Source organism: Verrucosispora sp. SN26_14.1 (assembly GCF_004307965.1).
Lineage (GTDB): Bacteria > Actinomycetota > Actinomycetes > Mycobacteriales > Micromonosporaceae > Micromonospora.
In genome coordinates, this window is sequence record NZ_SISL01000076.1 from 1 (window position 1) to 18036 (window position 18036).

The 18036-nt window shown below is 71.7% G+C and carries 18 protein-coding genes and 1 pseudogene; 5 read left to right on the plus strand and 14 right to left on the minus strand.

Annotated elements, in window-relative coordinates; genetic code table 11:
• The 8 genes and pseudogenes from EYA84_RS10290 to EYA84_RS10325 all read right to left on the minus strand — a co-directional run.
• A pseudogene (locus tag EYA84_RS10290) lies at positions 1-330 on the minus strand (hypothetical protein); the annotation flags it as partial.
• Positions 327-1076: a response regulator transcription factor gene (locus EYA84_RS10295; protein WP_131052805.1), complete on the minus strand. Its 750-nt coding sequence runs from the start codon at positions 1074-1076 to the stop codon at positions 327-329. The gene EYA84_RS10295 and the pseudogene EYA84_RS10290, both read right to left, overlap by 4 nt.
• Before the next feature lie 113 nt (positions 1077-1189).
• Positions 1190-2053 (minus strand): phosphate ABC transporter ATP-binding protein PstB, encoded by an 864-nt coding sequence (pstB, locus tag EYA84_RS10300; protein WP_131052806.1) that lies wholly within the window; start codon positions 2051-2053, stop codon positions 1190-1192.
• A 1-nt stretch (position 2054) separates the two neighbouring features.
• Positions 2055-2969, minus strand: a complete 915-nt coding sequence (pstA, locus tag EYA84_RS10305) for a phosphate ABC transporter permease PstA (protein ID WP_131052807.1) — start codon at positions 2967-2969, stop codon at positions 2055-2057.
• Positions 2969-3958: a phosphate ABC transporter permease subunit PstC gene (pstC, locus tag EYA84_RS10310; protein WP_236145691.1), complete on the minus strand. Its 990-nt coding sequence runs from the start codon at positions 3956-3958 to the stop codon at positions 2969-2971. Before pstC ends, pstA begins: the two co-directional genes overlap by 1 nt.
• An 85-nt stretch (positions 3959-4043) precedes the next feature.
• Positions 4044-5120 carry a phosphate ABC transporter substrate-binding protein PstS gene (gene pstS / locus EYA84_RS10315; RefSeq protein ID WP_131052809.1) on the minus strand — a complete coding sequence of 359 codons (1077 nt, stop codon included), beginning with the start codon at positions 5118-5120 and terminating at the stop codon, positions 4044-4046.
• Positions 5121-5312: 192 nt separating this feature from the next.
• Positions 5313-5957, minus strand: coding sequence for a phosphate signaling complex protein PhoU (phoU, locus tag EYA84_RS10320; RefSeq protein ID WP_131052810.1), 645 nt, complete (start codon positions 5955-5957; stop codon positions 5313-5315).
• 124 nt (positions 5958-6081) lie between these two features.
• A complete protein-coding gene (locus EYA84_RS10325) occupies positions 6082-7443 on the minus strand; it encodes a hypothetical protein (RefSeq protein WP_236145692.1) in 1362 nt (453 codons plus the stop codon).
• A gap of 104 nt (positions 7444-7547) precedes the next feature.
• On the opposite strand from EYA84_RS10325, the gene EYA84_RS10330 reads away from it, so the two are divergent.
• Both EYA84_RS10330 and EYA84_RS10335 read left to right on the plus strand, forming a co-directional pair.
• Positions 7548-8150 carry a bifunctional 2-polyprenyl-6-hydroxyphenol methylase/3-demethylubiquinol 3-O-methyltransferase UbiG gene (locus EYA84_RS10330; protein ID WP_131052811.1) on the plus strand — a complete coding sequence of 201 codons (603 nt, stop codon included), beginning with the start codon at positions 7548-7550 and terminating at the stop codon, positions 8148-8150.
• Positions 8151-8173: 23 nt separating this feature from the next.
• Positions 8174-8788 carry a bifunctional 2-polyprenyl-6-hydroxyphenol methylase/3-demethylubiquinol 3-O-methyltransferase UbiG gene (locus EYA84_RS10335; protein ID WP_131052812.1) on the plus strand — a complete coding sequence of 205 codons (615 nt, stop codon included), beginning with the start codon at positions 8174-8176 and terminating at the stop codon, positions 8786-8788.
• 69 nt (positions 8789-8857) lie between these two features.
• Here the strand turns inward: EYA84_RS10335 and eccB are convergent, their stop codons facing one another.
• Positions 8858-10234, minus strand: coding sequence for a type VII secretion protein EccB (gene eccB, locus EYA84_RS10340; protein WP_131052813.1), 1377 nt, complete (start codon positions 10232-10234; stop codon positions 8858-8860).
• 104 nt (positions 10235-10338) lie between these two features.
• Between eccB and EYA84_RS10345 the strand changes: the two genes are divergently transcribed.
• Both EYA84_RS10345 and EYA84_RS32955 read left to right on the plus strand, forming a co-directional pair.
• Positions 10339-11082 (plus strand): spermidine synthase, encoded by a 744-nt coding sequence (locus EYA84_RS10345; RefSeq protein ID WP_131052814.1) that lies wholly within the window; start codon positions 10339-10341, stop codon positions 11080-11082.
• A gap of 72 nt (positions 11083-11154) precedes the next feature.
• A complete protein-coding gene (locus EYA84_RS32955) occupies positions 11155-11331 on the plus strand; it encodes a hypothetical protein (protein WP_162854349.1) in 177 nt (58 codons plus the stop codon).
• 24 nt (positions 11332-11355) lie between these two features.
• Here EYA84_RS32955 and EYA84_RS10350 read toward each other — a convergent pair whose 3' ends face one another.
• Positions 11356-12507, minus strand: a complete 1152-nt coding sequence (locus EYA84_RS10350) for an acyl-CoA desaturase (RefSeq protein ID WP_131052815.1) — start codon at positions 12505-12507, stop codon at positions 11356-11358.
• Between the two features lie 17 nt (positions 12508-12524).
• Positions 12525-13616: a ferredoxin reductase gene (locus EYA84_RS10355; protein WP_131052816.1), complete on the minus strand. Its 1092-nt coding sequence runs from the start codon at positions 13614-13616 to the stop codon at positions 12525-12527.
• An 84-nt stretch (positions 13617-13700) separates the two neighbouring features.
• On the opposite strand from EYA84_RS10355, the gene EYA84_RS10360 reads away from it, so the two are divergent.
• A complete protein-coding gene (locus EYA84_RS10360) occupies positions 13701-14936 on the plus strand; it encodes a CdaR family transcriptional regulator (RefSeq protein ID WP_131052817.1) in 1236 nt (411 codons plus the stop codon).
• A gap of 133 nt (positions 14937-15069) precedes the next feature.
• On the opposite strand, the gene EYA84_RS10365 is transcribed toward EYA84_RS10360, so the two are convergent.
• The 3 genes from EYA84_RS10365 to pcaC all read right to left on the minus strand — a co-directional run bounded on the left by EYA84_RS10365 (position 15070) and on the right by pcaC (position 17865).
• Positions 15070-16641 carry a Na+/H+ antiporter gene (locus tag EYA84_RS10365; protein WP_201272349.1) on the minus strand — a complete coding sequence of 524 codons (1572 nt, stop codon included), beginning with the start codon at positions 16639-16641 and terminating at the stop codon, positions 15070-15072.
• Positions 16642-16729: 88 nt separating this feature from the next.
• Positions 16730-17518, minus strand: coding sequence for an IclR family transcriptional regulator (locus EYA84_RS10370; protein WP_131052818.1), 789 nt, complete (start codon positions 17516-17518; stop codon positions 16730-16732).
• Positions 17515-17865, minus strand: coding sequence for a 4-carboxymuconolactone decarboxylase (gene pcaC, locus EYA84_RS10375; RefSeq protein ID WP_131052821.1), 351 nt, complete (start codon positions 17863-17865; stop codon positions 17515-17517). Before pcaC ends, EYA84_RS10370 begins: the two co-directional genes overlap by 4 nt.
• Between the last annotated feature and the right edge of the window lie 171 nt (positions 17866-18036).

An 18036-nucleotide genomic window follows, 5' to 3' on the forward strand; every position in this document is an offset into this window, starting at 1 on the left:
GTCCCGCACGGTGAACAGCCGGTCGGGGGCGGCGGCGAGCGCGTCGAGCACCGCGGCCACCGTCCGGTGGGTGGCGCTGCGTCCCCGGCTGAGCCGGCGCAGGTCCTCGACCGTCCAGTCGGCGACGGGCGGGCCCGGCGGCGAGTCGATCCGCGTACGCGGCGGGCCCGCCCGCTGTCCGGCGTCGAGCTCGGCCAGCAGGCGCGCGACGTGCGGCACGTACGCCAGCGGCACCGCCACCAGGACCATCCCGTCCGGTGCCGTACCCGTCGGCGGGGCCGGCGCCCACCCGGTCGTCGGCGGGTACGGCGGCGGTGCGGGGGCGGTCACGAGGTCGGACGGATGGCCGGGGCCGCGGCGGGCACGAACCGGTAGCCCAGGCCGCGTACGGTCACGATCACCGGAGGTCGGTCGCCGTCGAGGGCGAGACGCCGACGTAGTCGCTTGATGTGCACGGTCAGCGTGTTGGAGCTGTCGTCGGGAAGCCCGCCCCACACGGCGGTGAGCAACTGCTCGCGGGTGACCGTACGCTCGGCGTGGCTCATGAAGAAGTAGAGCAGCTTGAACTCCTTCAACGGCAGGGCGATCGCCCGACCGTCCAGGCTCACCTCGAACGTCGCCGGGTCCACCCGCAGCCCACCGAGTTCGATCGGCGGGTCGAGCGCGCCGGAGGTGTCCGGGCGGATGGCCCGCAGGATCGGCAGGACCTCCTCGGCCCGGTACGGACGCCGGACACCGGCGGTGGCACCCGCCTTGAGCGCGGCCACGGCCACGCCCCCGTCGTCGTCGCCCACCCCGACCACGGTCGGGATACCGGCCCGACCGGCCAGCAGCCGTACCAGGTCTGCGCTGCTCATGGTGGCCAGTCCGGCGGCGACCACGGCCGCGTCCGGTTGCAGGGCGCCGGTGGCCAGCAGCGCCTCTGCGGCATGCGGGAAGTGGTGCCCACGTACCCGGTGGTCGGCCAACTGCGCGACCAGCGCGGCGCCGACGCTCTCGTCGTCGTCCACCACGAGCAGCACGAATCGCCCGTCGGCTCGGTGGTCACCCCTGGTGGCCTCGACGAGGATGTTCATCGCACACCGGCTCCGGTTCAGGTTCGGGCCCGGCGCGACGTCGACACGCCGCGCAGGACGGTCCGCCGCACGGCAGGACGGCGTGCGGCCCGCCGTTGCACCGTCGCTCCGGCTCAGCCGAAGCGGCCGGTGATGTAGTCCTCCGTACGCTTGTCGGCGGGGTTGGTGAACAGCTTGCCGGTCTGGCTGAACTCGACCAGGCGGCCGTGCCGCACCTGCTTGTCGTCCACCTCGGCGGTGAAGAACGCGGTGTAGTGGCTGACCCGGGCGGCCTGCTGCATGTTGTGCGTGACGATGACGATGGTGTAGTCGCTCGCCAGCTCGAACATCAGGTCCTCGATCTTGGCGGTGGCTATCGGGTCGAGTGCCGAGCAGGGCTCGTCCATGAGGATCACCTCGGGCTTGACCGCGATGGTCCGGGCGATGCAGAGCCGCTGCTGCTGGCCGCCGGAGAGCGCCAGGGCGCTCTTGCGCAGCTTGTCCTTGACCTCGTCCCAGAGCGCGGCGCGGGTCAGCGCCTCCTCGACGTGGTCGTCGAGCCGGCCCTTGATGCCGTTGATCCGCAGCCCGTACGCGACGTTGTCGAAGATGGACTTGGGGAACGGGTTCGGCTTCTGGAAGACCATGCCGATGCGGCGGCGGACCTGGATCGGGTCGACCTCCTTGGCGTACAGGTTCTGGCCGTGGAAGAGGACCTCGCCTCCCACCCGGGCGCCGGGGATCGGGTCGTTCATCCGGTTGAGCGCCCGCAGCACCGTCGACTTGCCGCAGCCCGACGGCCCGATCATCGCGGTGACCTGGTTCTGCTGGATCGGCATCGAGGTGCCCCGCACGGCCTCGTAGCTGCCGTAGAAGACGCTGACGTCGTGGAGCTGCATCACCGGTGCGGTCGACGACACGGTACCCGCGGCGGTGGTGCCGGGGGCGTGCACCGCGACGGACGGCCGGGTGGTGAGGTCGGTGTCGTTACTGGCCATGTCAGCGCTCCTTGATGGCGAACCGGCTTGCGATGAGTCGGGCGATGATCGTGAAGCCGAGCACGATCACGATGAGCGTCAGGGCGGCACCCCAGGCCCGGGACTGGGCCGCCTCGAAGGGTTGGCTGGCGTTGCGGAAGATCTGCGCGGGCAGCGCGGTGTTGGTGCCGTCGAAGAGGTTCCAGTTCGGCGCGAACACGATGCCGGTGACGATGACGATCGGGGCGGTCTCACCGGCGGCCCGGGCCACCGCCAGCAGCGAGCCGCTGGTGATGCCGGAGATCGCCGCCGGCAGCACGACGGTGAGCGTGGTACGCCACTTGCGCGCACCCAGCGCCATGCTCGCCTGCCGCAGCTCCTCGGGGACCAGCCGGAGCATCTCCTCGCTGCTGCGGATCACCACCGGCAGCATCAGGCAGGCAAGCGCCAACGAACCGGCGAAGCCGGTCTGCTTGCCGACCATCAGCACCCAGGCGATGTAGATGAACACGCCCATCACGATCGACGGCACGCCGGTCATCACGTCGGCCATCAGCCGGATGATCCGGGCCAGCGGCTTCTGCTTGCCGTACTCGTTGAGATAGATCGCGCCGAAGACGCCGAGCGGGATGGCCATCAGTGCGGCCATGCCGGTGATGGTGAGCGTGCCGACGATCGCCGCCGACATGCCACCGCCGTCGCGGCGGTAGGAGTTCGGGATGTCCTCGGTCAGGAAGGACAGGCTCATCACCCCGGAGCCCTTGGCGACGACCTCGTAGGTCACCAGGGCCAGCGGGACGACGGCGAGCAGCACGGCGGTCCAGATGGCCCCCGTCGCGAGGTGGTTGCGAAACCGCCGACGGCCGGAGAGGGCCGCCCTGGTCAGGTCGGGCCCGCCGGCTGCGGCCCGCTGGGCCGGTGGTGCGGTGACGGTCATTACCTGCTTCCCTTCATCCGCGCCTCGGCCCGGCGGACGACCACCTGGGCGAGCACGTTGATCAGTACCGTCATCGCGAACAGCACGACACCGAGGCCGATCAGGGCGGCGGTGAAGGTGCCGGTGGACTCGCCGAACTGCTGCACGATGACCGCGGCCATGGTGTTGCCGGAGGCGAACAGGTTGGCGGTGATCTGGGTCGAACCGCCGATGACGAGGGCCACCGCGATGGTCTCCCCCATCGCCCGGCCCAGGCCGAGCATCACCGCGCCGACGATGCCGCCGAAGCTGTGCGGGAAGACCGCGCCCCGGATCATCTCCCAGCGGGTCGCGCCGAGCGCCAGGGCCGCGTCCTTGTCGGCGCGGGGAACGGTGCCGAACACCTCGCGGGTGATCGAGGTGATGATCGGCGTCACCATGATCGCCAGGATGATGCCGGCGGTCATGAAGTTCCGGCCGCTGCTCACCGGGCCGAAGAGGCTGCCGAGCACCGGCACGCCGCCGAGCACGTCGTGGATCGCCTGGTAGATCGGGACCAGCGCCGGTGCGACGACCAGGATGCCCCACAGGCCGAAGACCACCGACGGCACGGCGGCCAGCAGGTCGATCACGGTCACCGCCGGGGCGCGCAGCCGCCGGGGCGCCAACTCGGTGAGGAACAGCGCGATGCCGATCGAGACCGGCACCGCGAACAACAGGGCGATCAGCGACGAGACAGCCGTGCCGAACGCGAACGACAGCGCGCCGAAGATGGCGTCGCCGGTCGCCGGATTCGGGTCCCAGACCCGCTCGGTGATGAAGCGCAGCCCCATCGCGTCGAACGCCGGCCACGCCTCGGTCACGGTGGTGACGAGGATCAGCCCGAGCACGGCCAGCACGAGCAGGCCGGTGCCCAGGGTCCACCAGGAGAAGACCCGGTCGCCGAGGGCGCTGGAACCGCTTTGGGCCAGCGTCGGCCGGGGGTCGGGGGACTTGGTTGTCACGGTCATCTTCACTCCAGCTCAGGTACCCCTGGTGGGGACGGGATCGTGTCGATCCCGTCCCCGGATGGAACGCCCAGCGATCTTGATCTGATCAGCCCTGGATCTTCTCGACCTGGGCCAGCGCCTTCTCCTTGAGGGAGTCCGGCAGCGGCGCGAAGTCGATCTCCGGAGCCAGGTCCTGGCCCTCGTTGAGCAGGTAGGTGAGGAAGCCCTTGACCAGCTCGGCCTTTGCGGCGTCGCCGTACGAGGTCTTGACGATGATGAAGGTCGGTGCGGTGATCGGGTACGAGCTGGCCCCGGCGGCGTCGAGCGGGTTGTAGCTCAGGTCCGCCTCGACCGCCGCGCCCTCCAGGCCGGCGGTGGTGCCCTCGATCGACGGCGCGACGAACTGGCCGTCCTTGTTCTTGATGGCGGCGAAGGTGAGCTGGGTGGCCTTGGCGTCGCTCAGGTCGACGTAGCCCACCGCGCCGTTGGTCTGCTTGACGATCTGCGCGACACCGGTGTTCTTCTCACCGCCCTGGGTGCTGGCCGGCCAGGCCACCGTGTCACCGCTGCCGAGCTTCCAGGTGGAGCCCGCGGCAGCCGCCAGGTACTTGGTGAAGTTGTTGGTGGTGCCGGAGCCGTCCGAGCGGTGCGCGACGACGATCGGCGTGCTGGGCAGCTCGACGCCTGGGTTGTCGGCCTTGATGGCGGCGTCGTCCCAGGTCTTGATGTCGGTCTGGAAGATCTTGGCAAGCGTCTCCGGGCTGAGCTGGAGCTTCTCGACGCCCTGGAGGTTGTAGGAGATCGTGATCGGCGCCGCCACGGTCGGCACGTAGAGGAACGAGTCGGCGGCCACGCCGTCGGTCTCCTTCACCAGGCTGTCGGTGCCGGCGAAGTCGACCAGGCCCTCACCGAACTGCTTCTTGCCGGTGCCGGAGCCGGTCGCGTTGTAGGTGACCGTGACGTTGGAGGCAACGCCCTTGAACTCTTCGATGACCTCTTGGTAATACGCGTCCGGGAAGCTGGCGCCGGAGGCGTTCAACGCGCCGGAGAGGTTCGCGTAGGCGCTGTCGCCGCCGCTTCCGCCCGGCTCCGTGCCGTTGTCATTGCTTCCACAGCCGGTAAGCGCGAGCGCGGCAAGCGCGACGCCGGCGAGGACGCGCCGCGAGAGCACGTTGCGGTTCACCAGGTAAGCCTTCCTATCGGGGTGCATCAGCCCGTCCGGGCCGTACGCGAGTCAAGGTAGGAGGCGCAGGTAGCCGGACTCCCGGAGCCAGGTGAACGAAAAGTGAACTTGACGGCTCGACCGGTGGCCGGACCGGAGTCGGGATGTGACGTTCCGGGGGCGACGTGCCGGATGCCCGGAATGGGACCCCGGTCAGAGCCGGATGGTGCCCGTGGCCAGGTAGACGACCTGTCGCGCCACGTTGACCGCCTGGTCGGCGTACCGCTCGTAGTAACGGCCGACCAGCGCCAGGTCGATGGCGGACTCCACCCCGTACGGCCAGCCGGCCACGAGCTGCGACAGCAACCGCTGCTGGGCGGCGTCGACCTCGTCGTCGTCGAGCCCGAGCTGCATCGCGTCCAACCGGTCGCGGGTGGCCAGCACGACGGCGGTCTTGTCGGCGATCCGGGCCGCCGCGTCGGCCATCTCGGTCATCACCGGGACCGCCGGTGCCGGAACCACACCCACCGGATACCGCATCAGGACCACCTTGGCGACATGCACCGCGAGGTCACCCATCCGTTCCAGGGCGCCGGCGATCCGCAGGGCGCACACCACCAGCCGCAGGTCGGACGCGACCGGCTGGTGCCGGACCAGCACCTGCGGGATCATCGCCTCGACCTCGGCCCGCCGCTGGTCGAGCACCGTGTCGGCGGTGATCACCGCGTCGGCGGCGCCCCGGTCGATGTCGAGCAGGGCGGTGCTGGCACCCCGGATCGCCGCGCTGGCGTCGCGACTCATCGCGGCCAGCACGCCGGTGAGTCGGTCGAGCTGCTCGTCGTAGCTGTCCCGGCTCATCGCGCCCCTCCGTCCGTCCAGGCCGTCCCACCCGCCGGTGGCACGTCACCGCCGCGCCGGGGGCGAGGCCCGGCCCGCAAAGCTACCTGCCGCGCGCATCCGTGGTGCCCGGCCCCGGCGGCGGTCAGTCGGCCAGCACGTCCAGCAGCAGTGCCGCCGTCCACCCGAAACCCGCCGAGCCGAGACCCGCGCCGGTCTCCGGGTGGAAGTACTCGTGACAACCGGCGGTCTCGACCAGCCCGATCATCGACGCCCGCAGGCCGGCGGCGAGCCGGTCCTGCCCGTGCGCCAGCAGGCCGTGCCGCACCAGCCAGTTCACGTTCATCCAGCTCGGACCGCGCCAGTAGCGCAGCGGCTCGAAGTCGGTCGCGGTGCGGTCGTGGCTGGGCAGCGGCCGATCCATCCCGGCGGCCAGACCGAAGCGCGCCGAGGTGGCCTCCGCCAGCACCGCCTCGACCTGCCGTGCCGGCAGGTCGGGCAGGATCAGCGGGGTCAGCCCGAGCACCGTCCGGGCCGGGGTCAACCGACCGGTGCGCAGGTCGCGGGCGTGGAACGTACCGGTGGCCGGGTCGTACAGCCGGTCCACCAGCGCCGCGGTGATGCGGGCCGCGTTCTCCCGGTGCGGTCCGGGGTCTGCGTCGACCTCCCCGGCGATGCGCGCCAACGCGTGCTCGGCGACGCCCATCGCGGCGTTGAACAGCGGACACTCCACCAGGAACGGATGCCGGTCGGCAAGCCCCTCGTCGCGGTAACCCGCCGCCCGGTAGGCGGTGACGACGGCGACGTACCGCGCGTAGTCCAGGTCCGTCGGCCGGTGCGCGGCGGCGGCGTGCACGGTGTCGCGCCGCCGGTACGCCCGCATGACCGACGCCTCGGCGGGTACCGCAGCCAGCGGTTCGTCCCAGGCCGGGCTGTTGTCCAGGCCGGACTCCCACGGGTGCACCACGGCGGCCAGCCCGGCCCCACCGACGTCGCGGTGGGTGGCGAGGTACCGCTGCTGCGCCACCAGCCGGGGATAGAGCCGCCGCAACGCGTCCCGGGCCTGCGGGGACGGCGCCCGCTCGTAGGCGTGCCAGGCGGCCAGCGCGTGCACCGGCGGCTGGACCAGACCCGAGGTGGCGACCGCAGGGGCACCCTCGACCTCGGTCGAGGCCCAGAAGACCGGCCCCGGGAAGTACGCGGTGGCGGGCACCGCCGGGTTGAACACGATGTGCGGCACCCGGCCGTCACGCCACTGGGCGTCGAAGAGGCTGGACAGCTCCGACCAGGCGCGCTCGGGCCGGACGTGGGCCCAGCCGATCGCGATGAACGCCGAGTCCCAACTCCACTGGTGCGGATAGAGGCTGCGCGACGGCACGGTGTGGTCGTGTTCCCAGTTGCCGTCCAGAGTGGCCGACGCCGACTGCCGGAGCGCGGCGTACCGCCCACTGGCCAGGTCGGCCGGGGCAGGGCTCGGCCCGCTCGACGGAACAGTCCGGTTAACCATGAGTCACATCCAGGTAGCGCTACGCTCCTCGCTAGGCTAGACGATCGTGGCACCAGTCACTGCGCACGGGGGCGCGCGAACGATCGACGCGAAGGAGCCCATCGATGCACCAGGGTCCCACGGGAACCGAGGGCGAGGACTACACCCACCGGTTGCAGCAGCTCAGTGGCGCCCGGTGGAAGAGACTCCTGGACGTGCAGGCGCCGTACCGGTGGAACCTGCGACGGCTCGGCCTCGGCCGTACCCTCGATGTCGGGTCCGGGTTGGGCCGTAACCTGGTCAACCTGGGCGCCGGCGCGGTCGGCGTCGACCACAACCCGACCTCGGTGGCGCACACCCGCTCGCTCGGGCTGGAGGCGTACACCACCGATGAGTTCTTCGGCAGCGCGCACGCCCGCCCGGACGCGTTCGACTCCATGCTCGCCGCGCACCTGCTCGAACACATGCCGGCCGAGCAGGCCCGCGAGGTGGTCGCGTCGTACCTGCCGTTCGTCCGTTCCGGCGGCCGGGCGGTCTTCATCACCCCGCAGGAGCGCGGGTACGACAGCGACGCGTCGCACGTCCGGTTCGTCGGCTTCGCCGAGGCGGCCGAGACCTGCCGCGAACTCGGGCTGACCGTGCTACGGCAGTACTCCTTCCCGTTCCCCCGCATCGCCGGGCGGGCGTTCACGTACAACGAGTTCGTGACCGTCGCCCGGCTGCCCTGAGGCCCGCCGGTTACGGTGGGCCCATGGGCAACCCGACCCGGTGGGCCACCGACACCGGCCCCGAGCACTCCCAGTGGTACGTCGACCGGTTCCGCCGCATGGCGGCCGACGGGATCGACCTGGCCGGGGAGGCGCGGCTGTTGGACGCGCTGGTGCCGCCGGGCTCCCGGATCCTCGACGCCGGCTGCGGCACCGGCCGGGTCGGTGCCGAGCTGGCCGCCCGGGGGCACACCGTGGTCGGCGTGGACGCCGATCCGGTCCTGGTCGAGGCGGCCCGCGCCGACCATCCGGGACCACGCTGGCTGATCGCCGACCTGACCGAGCTGGACCTCGCGGCGGCCGGCGAACCCGAGCCCTTCGACGCGGCCGTCCTGGCCGGCAACGTGATGGCCTTCGTGGCGGCCGGCACCGAGGTCGCCGTGCTGCGGCGCGTCGCCGCGCACCTGCGCCCGGACGGGGTGGCGGCGATCGGATTCGGCACCGACCGGGGCTATCCGCTGCCCGGCTTCGACGCCGACGTGGTCGCCGCCGGGCTACGCCTGGAGCACCGCTTCGCGACCTGGGACCTGCGTCCGTGGCGGGACGACGCCGACTTCGCCGTCACCATCCTGCGCCGCCCCACCCCACAACTGCCCTGAGGTCTAAGGAGGGGACCCTTCCTATACACCAGGCGTTAGTAGGGGGCCCTTCCTTATACAGGACCGGGCTCAGTCGGGGGTGGCGGCCTGGCGGGCCGTCTCGGGGTCCAGGGAGGCTCCGGCGGGGACCAGGTCGACCACGCCCGCAGGCAACCGGACCGGTCGCACGTCGCCGTAGCCGAGCATGGCCGGTACGGCGGCGTCGGCCAGGACGTACCGCCGACCGAGGTCGGTGACCAGCGAGACCGCCCCGCCGGTGGCACCGGGTGCGGCGACGGACTCGACCACCGCGCCACGTCCCGGCTCCACCACCACCTGCTCGGCCACCTGACCGGTCGGTCGGTGCGGGGCGGCGGCCGGCTCCGGCAGGGCCACGCCCAGGCGTACGTCGACGGGGCCGGTGTCGTCGCCGACCCGCGCGCAGAGCGTCGACGCGTCCTCGGTGGCCAGCGGGGGCGGCAGTTCGGGTGGCGCGCCGGCTCCGTTCGGGGCGAGGTCGTCGAGTTGCGGCATGGCGGCGAAGCGACCGAGGCTGACCTGGTCCGGCTCGCGCTGGCCGGTCCGGGCCAGCAGCAGCGCGGCCTGCAACTCGGTGATGCCGGCCAGACCGTCGCGGAGCACCACCGCGTACTGCCGTCCGCCACCGGGGTTGCGCACCACCAGCGCGTCGCCGACCCGCGCACCGGCGACGCCGACGGAGCGGTCACCGAGGCCGGGTATCTCCAGCGGCTTCAGGTCCGTCCCGGCCGGGACGGCGTTGAGCAGGGCCGCAGCCACCGGAACGGCCCGCGCCCGGGTGACCGCCAACGCGGCCAGCACCCGGTCGGTGTCCCGGACCAGGTGCCGTCGCTGCTGCCAGAGCAGGTGCAGCGCGCCGTCGGGGGCGCGCAGCAGCAGGGCGTACGCGCCGAGCGGCCGACCGTCGTCGGCCCCGGCGCCGATCATCAGCACCGAGCGGGGCCGCTCGGTTCCGGCCGGGGTCGCCACCGACGAGCAGACCGCCCACGGCGCGGTGGTGAGCCGCCGGGTGTCCGGTAGCGAGTCGGGTGCGTCGCCGATGCCCAGCGGTACGCCACGCGGCACCCCGTCGAGCGAGCGGCGTGACACCACCACGGTTCTCGGCTGCTCCGCACCGACGATGAGCAGCGCCGACGCGTAGTTGCGCACCGGGTGCAGGCGTTGTTCGCGGTAGACGAACCGGGCACCGGACTCCCTCTCGACGATGACGGCGGCGGTGTCCCGCCACGTCGCGCCACCCCCGGTGAACAGGCCGTAGAGGGCGAACGCCCCCAACCCGGCGACCGCCACCAGGACGCTGGCCAGCGCGGCACCGGCGAGCCGACGCATCGGTGACTGCACCGGGTCGGTCTCGCGCATCACCAGCGCCGCCACCACCCGCTGGAGGGTGAACTGGTACGAGTGGAGCTGGTCCTGCCGCGACGGCATGCGATCTCCTCCGCGCGAGACGGTCGGCGCACAGGATATGCGGCGTGTCGATGTCGCGTGGACCGTGCGTCACCACCCGTCGGCAACCGCGTAGCATCCGGCCGGTGAGCGTACGTTTCGAGGAACTGGCCTGGCGTCCGACCCCGATCGGTGAGATCAGCCTGCGCCGACGCCGGGACCTCCGTCTCGACCTCGACGTGTACGAGGTCAAACTCGACGACGAGTTCCTGATGTCGAGCCTCTTCACCGCCGGTGAGGTCGAGCTGGCCCGGTTGGGGCTGGCGCCGCTCGCCGGGACCGGTCTGGACGTGGCGGTCGGCGGTCTCGGGCTCGGGTACACGGCGCGGACCGTGCTGGCCGACGAACGGGTGGGCGCGTTGCTGGTGGTGGAGGCGCTCGAGGACGTCATCGACTGGCACCGGCGCGAGTTGTTGCCGTTCGCCGCCGGGCTGGCCACCGATCCGCGTACCCGGTTGGCCCGGGCCGACTTCTTCGCCCGGGTGGCCGGCGGGGAGGGCCTCGACCCCGACGCGCCGGGGCGTCGTTTCGACGCCATCATCCTGGACGTCGACCACTCCCCCCAGCATGTGCTGCACCCGAGCCACGCCGACTTCTACACTCCGGCGGGGCTGGGTCGCCTGGCGCGGTTGCTGCGGCCGGGCGGGGTGTTCGCGCTCTGGTCGGACGACCCGCCCGAGCCGGGGTTCGAGCGGGTGCTCGCCGAGGTCTTCCCGACCCACCACAGCCACGTGGTGCGCTTCGCGAACCCGCTGACCGGCGGCGAATCGGCCAACACGGTCTATGTGGCGCAGACCACGACCGGCCCCGACCTGGTCGGGCAGGCATGAGGCCGGGCCGGACGGGGTAGCTGACCAGGCAGGCCGCCCGGATCGTCCGGGCGACCTGTCCAGGAGGTGGAGATGCGTGCCCTGCTCTGGGTGGTCGGCGTGGTGGCCGGTGTGCTCGTCCTGCTCGGGCTGCTTCTCGAAGCGGTCCGTTGGCTGCTCATCATCGGTGTCATCGCGCTCGTCGCGGTGATCGTGCTGGCTTTCGTCAAGGGGCGACGGTCGGCCCAGAACTATCCGAGCCGCCGTTGACCGGCGGCTCGGAAGTCGGCGGTGTCAGACGCCGGCGGCGGCCAGCGCGGGCGTCGCCGGTCGGTCGTCCGAGGTCGTCTCGGTGCGGCGGCGGCGGTTCGGCAGGGCGAGGCGGAAGACCTTGCCCCACGCGGAGAGCACCTGTCGCGGCAGGGAGCCGGTGACGTACTTCAGGCCGTACTTGTCGAAGAGCGCCCGCACCTCGGGGGCGATCTCCTGGTAGCGGTTGCTGGGCAGGTCGGGGAAGAGGTGGTGCTCGATCTGGAACGACAGGTTGCCGGTCATGATGTGCATCAGCTTGCTACCGCTGATGTTGCCCGAGCCGAGCATCTGCCGCAGGTACCACTCGCCCCGGGTCTCCCCCTCGATCGAGGTCTTCTCGAAGGTCTCCACGCCCTTCGGGAAGTGCCCGCACATGATCACCGAGTGGCTCCACACGTTGCGGACCAGGTTGGCGGTGAAGGTCGCGGCCATGGTGTGGAAGAACGACGGGCCGGACAGCAGCGGATGGACCACGTAGTCCTTGAGCGCCTGGCGGCGGATCTTGCGGCCGACCGCGCGGAGCCGGGCCCGGAACTCCGGGCTCTTGTGCTTGCCGTCCTTGAGGTTGTTGGCCAGGTCGAGGTCGTACGCGGCGACGCCGTACTCGAAGAAGCAGGCGTTGACGAAGTTGTAGACCGGCTGGCCCAGGTAGGCCGGGTGCCAGGGCTGGTCCTCGTCCACCCGCATGATGCCGTACCCGAGGTCGTTGTCCTTGCCGACCACGTTCGTGTAGCGGTGGTGCAGCTCGTTGTGCGATTCCTTCCACTGCGAGGCGGGGGTGGCGTGGTCCCACTCCCAGCTCGTCGAGTGGATCTTCGGGTCGCGCATCCAGTCCCACTGACCGTGCAGGACGTTGTGCCCGATCTCCATGTTCTCCAGGATCTTGGCCACCGACAGACCCGCGGTGCCGATGATCCAGGCCGGCGGGAACAGCGAGAACAGCAGCACCACCCGGCTGCCGACCTCCAGCTTGCGCTGCGTCGAGATGACCTTGCGGATGTACGCGGCGTCCCGCTCACCCCGGGAGTTGATCACCCGCTCCCGCAGGGCGTCGAGTTCCCGGCCGAGGTTCTCGATGTCCTCGGCGGTGAGGTGCGCGATCGGGTTGTTGGCCTTCTTCTGGATCACGGTCACGGCGGCGGTTCTCCGATTCAGATCTCGAGTTCGCAGGGCCCGGCCGCGGCCGACACGCAGGTCTGCACGCGTACGCCGTCGCCCGGCAGGGCGGTGGTGAGCTGTCCGTTGCGCAGGTCGCGGACAGCGCCCTGGCGAAGTGGCAGCACGCAGCCGAAGCAGATGCCCATCCGGCAGCCGGAGGGCATCAGCACGCCGGCGTTCTCACCGGCGTCGAGCAGCGGGGTGGTGCCGTCGGCCGCCACCGTCACCGACGAGTTGGTGAAGGTGACCGTGCCGCCGTCACCGGCGGTGATGATCGTGGGTCGGAAGCGTTCGGTGTGCAGGCGCTCGACCTGCCCACGGGCCTCCCAGTGTGCCTCGGCCGCGTCGAGCAGACCGAGCGGGCCGCACGCCCAGGTCCGGCGCTCCAGGTGGTCGGGGACGAGCGTGTCGAGTTCGGCGACGTCCAGCAGGCCCTCGACGGAGGTGTGGCGCTCCACCAGCCGCAGGGCGCCGCGTGCGGCGAGGGCACGCAGTTCCGGGCCGAAGACCACGTCGTCGGCGGTCGGCGCCGAGTGGACGAGCACCACGTCGCTGCCGTCCAGCGCGCCCGAGCGCAGCATCCCGGCGACCGGGGTGATGCCGCTACCTGCGGTGAGGAACAGCACCCGCTCCGGCGCCGGCGAGGGCAGCACGAAGTCGCCGCGTGCCTGGTCGAGCTGCACCAGCGTGCCGGGGCGCGCCCGCCGCACCAGGTGGTTGCTGACCACGCCGTCGGGGATCGCCTTGACGGTCACCGAGATCGGGTCGGTGCGGCGGCCGGGTGCCGAGGTCACCGAATAGGCCCGCCACTGGCGTACGCCGTCCACGTCGACGCCGAGGCGCACGTACTGGCCGGGGACGTGGCCACGCCAACTGCGGCCCGGCTGGATCAGCACGGTCGCCGCGTCCGCCGTCTCAGGGCGCACCTCGACGATCCGCCCGCGCAGGTCGGCGCTGGCCCGCAGCGGGGCGACCAGGTCGAGGTAGTCCCCGGGCAGTACCGGTGTGGTCACCGACTCGGCGAGTCGCCACAGACGGCGTCGAAGGGATACCTTGGCGCCGGGTCGCGGAACGGTGGCGGTCATAGAACGATGGTCGCCGTGTGCTGGGCATAAAATCTTGGCCGGCGAAGGTAAAGCGACCCATCCGTTTTGTGCGGGGAGAACAACGTGGCGGAAAGTTCCGGCACCAGCCACCGGGCGGCTCGCATCGAGTTGGACCAGCGGGTAGCCCGTGAGCTGCGCGAGCGCCTGCCGCTGGTCGCCGAACGGACCGTCACCGCGATCACGGCGGAGGTGCCCAGTTACTCCGGCACCCTGACCGGACAGATGCGGGACAAGATCGAGAACGCGGTGCAGATCGCGTTGGGCACCTTCCTGCAACTGCTCGAACGGTCCCACGGCGGCGATCCCAGCACACCGCTGGTCCCGGCGCTGGAGGCCGCGTACGCGCTGGGCAGCGGCGAGGCCCGGTCGGGTCGCAGCGTGGACGCGCTGCTGGCCGCGTACCGGATCGGCGCCCGGGTCTCCTGGCGGGAACTGGCCGCCACCACGGTGGCGATCGGGTCACCCGCCGCTGCGGTCGCCGAGTTCGCCGAGCTGATGTTCGCCTACATCGACGAACTCTCCGCGGCCAGCGTGGCCGGGCACGCCGACGAGCTGGCCAGCGTCGGGCGGGCCCGGCGGCGGAACCTGGAACGTCTCACCCAGCAGTTGCTCCTCGGCGAGCCGGAGGACGTGCTGGTGCGCAGCGCGGAGCGGGCCGACTGGCCGCTGCCGCAGACGCTGACCGTCGTGCTGCTGCCGCAGACGAAGCTGCGCGGCGCACTGGCCCTGCTCGACGAGCACACCCTGGAGAGCAACGAGGAACTGCCCGCCGGGGAGTCGGGCGCGGAGACCGCCGTGCTGCTCGTACCGGACATGCACGGCGACCGGCGACGGCAGCTCGCCCGGGTGTTGCAGGGCCGACGCGCCGTGCTGGGCCCGGCCCGCTCGTGGGCCCGGGCCAGTTCGTCCTACGAGCGGGTGCTGCGGCTCAACGCCCTGGGCATCGCGCCGCCCGACGACGGGGAGCCGGTGGACACCGAGCACCATCTGGCCGAACTGCTGCTCAGCGCCGACCCGGAGGCTCTGGCCGACCTGCGTGCCCGGGTGCTGCAACCACTGGCCGCGCTGCCCCCGGCCAGTGCCGAGCGGCTCGCCGAGACACTGCGCTCCTGGCTGCTGCACCAGGGGCGACGCGACGACGTCGCCGCCGACCTCTTCGTCCACCCGCAGACCGTCCGGTACCGGATGGGTCAGCTCCGCCAGCTCTACGGCGAGCGGCTCACCGACCCGCACTGCCTGCTGGACCTCACCGTGGCACTGGCGCTGCCGGCACCCGTCCCGCCCGCCGCGACCCCCTGAGCGACGCACCGACCCTCGCGGCGCGGTCGTGGTGATGTGTGTCGTGGTGATGTGTTAGGAAGGGTCCCCTGCTATGCACCAGGCGTTAGCAGGGGACCCTTCCTTGCATCCCTGTGTGCGTACGTGGGGCTGGTCATTCGAGCGTGCGCGGCCCGAGCAGGCGGATCTCCTCGACGTCCAGGTGCGCCTGCAACTCGCGCAGCACCACGTCGTCGATCTCCCGGGAGTCGCGCATCCGGGTGATCTCACGGCGCTTGTGGTCCAGCGCGGCCAGCCGTAGCTGACGCTCCGCCTCCTGGACGGCAGCCGTATCGTCCTCCGGCTCGGCCTGGGCCGCGTCCAGGTGCCCGGAGTACTCGTCCTGGATCCGCCGCAGAATGTCCGCGTCGGCACCGATCCGCTCGGCGATGTCCGGCAGCGCGTCGAGGGTGACCTGGGTGGCGCGGACCCGCGCCTGCCGGCTCTCGTCCTCGCGTTCCGGGTCACCGGTGAGCCCCGCCCAGGTCAGCAGGAACGGCAGCGTGGTGCCCTGCACCAGCATGGTCAGCAGGATCACCGTCGCCACGCAGAAGATGATCAGGTCCCGTTCCGGGACCCGGTCCCCGTCGATGCTGAGCGGCACGGCGAGCGCCGCCGCCAGCGAGACCGCGCCCCGGAAGCCGGCCCACCCGGCGACGGTACGGACCCGCCAGTTCACCCGACGGCTCACGGCGACCGCGCGACGGTCCACCAGCCGGGCGACGATCGCGGTCAGGTGCAGCCAGAGCATCCGCACCGCCACCAGCACCACGGCCACCACCACCGCGATGGCGAGCGCACGCAGCAGCGACACACTGGTGACGCTGCGTACCGCCCGGGGAATCTGCATGCCGACCAGCACGAAGAGTCCACCGTTGATGAGGAAGGTGGTCAGGTCCCAGAACGACAGCGCCAGCACCCGCGACCGGGCCCGGACCACCCGGGGACTGGCAGCGGTCAGCATCAACCCGGAGACCACCACCGCGAGTACGCCGCTCTCGTGCACGACGTCGGCGAGGAAGAACGCGGCGAACGGGGTGAGCACGCTGATCGCGCCCTCCCGCAACGGGTCGTCCAGGCGCTTGCGGATGAGGATCACCACGGTGCCGACCAGCAGACCGGCGGCGATGCCACCGAGGAACGACAGGCCGACCCGCTCGACGAGTTCGAAGACGGTCGGCGCGGCACCGCCACCGAGCAGCCCGAGCGCCACGGCGAACAGCACCAGGGCGGTGCCGTCGTTGATCAGGCTCTCGGTGTGCAGCGTGGTGAGCAGCCGCCGGGGCATCCGCTTGGCCAGACCGGCCACGGCCGCGGCGTCGGTCGGGGCGAGCACCGCGCCGAGCACCCAGGCCACCGCCGGGTCGACGCCGAAGCGCTGCACGACCAGGGACACCACCACCATCGTGACGCCGACCAGCCCGACCGCCAGCAGCGTGATCACCACGATGTTCGCCCGGACCTCGCGCAGGCTGGTGGTCAGGCTCTCCCGGTAGAGGATGGCCGGCAGGAACAGCAGCAGCACCACCTCGGGGGGCAGGATGACGTGCGACAACGGCGGTAGCAGCGCCAGCAGCGCGCCCATGCAGATGAGCAGGACCGGTGGCGCGACCCGGTAGCGACCGCCGAGGGTGGTGCCGACCAGCACGGTGACGCCCAACGTGATGATCAGCAACAGCTCGCTCACGTCGCCCCCGTTCGTCGTCCACCACATGGTGGTACGCCGACCGGGCGTTCCGGGCGGATTCAGCCGACCCGCAGACGAGGGAGCCTGCCTAGCGGAGTGCTCCCCCGGCCAGGTCCTCCTCGATGCGCCGGGCGGCGGCGAGCAGCGGCGGCAGCAGTTCCCTGCGGATCGCGTCGAACGTGCCGCGGCTGGCGTGGGCGGAGACGTTGACCGCCGCGATCACGGTGCCGTCGTCGGCGCGTACCGGGGCGGCCAGCGACCGCAGCCCCTCCTCAAGTTCCTGGTCGACCAGGGCGTACCCCTGGGCGGCGATCCTGGTGAGGATGGTGCGCAGCTTGGCCGGGTCGGTGATGGTGCGACGGGTGAGCGGGCGCAGCGTCGCGGTGGCGAGGTAGTCGTCCAGCCACTGCGCGGGCTGTGCGGCGAGCAGCACCCGGCCCATCGAGGTGGCGTACGCGGGGAAGCGGGTGCCGACGCTGATCCCCACCGTCATGATCCGTTTGGCGGGCACCCGGGCCACGTAGACCACCTCGTCGCCGTCGAGGACCGAGGCGGAGCACGACTCGTGGACCTGCGCGACCAGGGCCGCCATGTGCGGCCGGGCCACCTCCGGCAGACCCAGGCCGGAGAGGTACGCGTAGCCGAGGTCCAGGATGCGTGGGCGCAGCGAGAACAACCGCCCGTCGGTGTGCACGTAGCCCAACTCGACCAGGGTGAGCAGGAACCGTCGGGCGGCGGCGCGGGTCAGCCCGGTGGCGCGGGCGACCTCGCTGAGGGTGAGTTGCGGGTGCTCCGCGTCGAACGCCCTGATCACGGCGAGACCGCGTTCCAGCGACTGGACGAACTCGCCGGATCGCGTGGTCGCCGCGTCGGTCACTGGGCCTCCTGCCGCAGGGTCTCCTGGGCGACCTTGAACGCCCGGTTCGCCGCCGGTACGCCAGCGTAGACGGCCACCTGCAACAGGACCTCACCGACCTCCTGCGGGGTCAGGCCGTTGCGCAGCGCGGCGCGTACGTGCATCGCCAGTTCCGCGTCGTGGTGCTGGGTGGCGAGGACGGCGAGGGTGATGCAACTGCGGGTACGCCGGTCCAGCCCGTCCCGGGTCCAGATCTCACCCCACGCGTACCGGGTGATCAGGTCCTGGAAGTCGGCGGTGAACTCGTCGGTGTCGGCGACCGCCCGGTCCACGTGGGCGTCGCCGAGCACCTGCCGGCGTACCGCCATCCCGGCCTCGTGTCGTTGCGCGTCGGTCACGGCGTCGCCCTGCCTTCCGGGTCGAGGTGGCTCGTGAGCAGGCGGGTGACGGCCTCGGGTCGTTCGACGTTGGCCAGGTGGGCGGCGTCGGCCAGCACGACCAGCCGGGCACCGTCGATCCGCGCGGCGATGTCGGCGGCG